Below are 1,160 nucleotides of genomic sequence, written 5' to 3'. Positions count from 1 at the left end.
GAACTATCTGCTCACGAATTTCTACTACAAGAAGCTGGACTGCAGTCACATCCTGATGATCGACAGCGACATGGGCTTTTCGCCCGATCTCATTGCCGCGATGCTGGCGCTCGACAAGCCTGTAGTCGGCACTTTGTATCCGCGGCGTCTGGTCGACCTTCGCAAACTTCACTCGCTGTCGAAACTGCCGTTCGACAAGGCCTTTGCGCAAAGCCTGGAGTTCCTCGGAACCATCATCGAACCGCGGCAGGAGATGGGCGGCTTTGTCCGGGTATCGCTATGTGGCACGGGTATCTTCTTGGTTTCGCGCGACTGCGTCGCCAGGATAATTGACAAACTGCCCGAAACGGTGAACCGGTCGCGCTACAGAAAAAACAAATACGCCGCACAGTTCGAGAGCTTTCTGACGCCATTTTCGAAGATCGTGACGCCGGACGTGGACTTGCCTACCGATTTTTCTTTTTGTCATCGCTGGGCCCAGCAGTGCGGCGGGGAAATATGGGCAAGTTACGACCGCAAGGTTGCCCACGCGGGAAGCCTGACCGTTTCGGCAGCCTATTCTGACCTCTAGATGTTCGCGTCCTTGTACCGCGTCGTACTGCATCTGAGCGGTTCAATCTGAGTTCGATAGTGACCTTGTCGCCACACATGACCTTATAGTGGCCTGAGAGCGAACGCCTAACCATTGCCGACGAGCAGCGCGCTGCGTACACTGCCTGTCAATCAAGTCAACGAGCCCCATTGAAGGGCCGGTGATTTATTGTAATTGCCTTAACTGTGACGGTATCGATTCTCGTAAGGTGGGATCGAATGAGAGTGCCGCGCGAGGCCTATCAATTGGCGGGTGTTTCGTTGCTTGCGTTAGCGGCGGCATCCACGTTGCAGATATCTGGCGCGGAAGCGTGCTCGGCTATCGCAAGCGGTGCTGGTACAACAGTCGGCTCAGGCATCTCGGCCGAAACGACGTTCGAAACGACATCGGTCACGGTCGAGTGCAGCACAACTGGAAACGTCCAGGATGTCGGCGGCGTATTCACGACGGGGTTCGCGGGATACAAGGGGCAAGCCAACGACTCGTCAACAGTCATCGTCAACGATTATGACGGAAACGGCGATGACATTGTTAGCATCTTTGGCGGTATCCTGGACAACAGCACGCC

General features: G+C 55.6%; 1 protein-coding gene and 1 pseudogene. Both read left to right on the top strand.

Translation table 11 applies throughout. From position 1 onward, the window contains the following. On the top strand, positions 1–571 hold a 571-nt coding region (locus tag EN914_RS36090; protein ID WP_127389718.1), incomplete at its 5' end, for a hypothetical protein. Positions 572–810: 239 nt separating this feature from the next. Beyond that, positions 811–1,160 (top strand): annotated as a pseudogene (locus tag EN914_RS36085) (autotransporter); the annotation flags it as partial.

The organism is Mesorhizobium sp. M7A.F.Ca.CA.001.08.2.1, assembly GCF_003998455.1.
GTDB lineage: Bacteria > Pseudomonadota > Alphaproteobacteria > Rhizobiales > Rhizobiaceae > Mesorhizobium > Mesorhizobium ciceri.
Note: the sequence above shows the minus strand (reverse complement) of the source record. Positions and strands in the feature narration are given on the sequence as shown.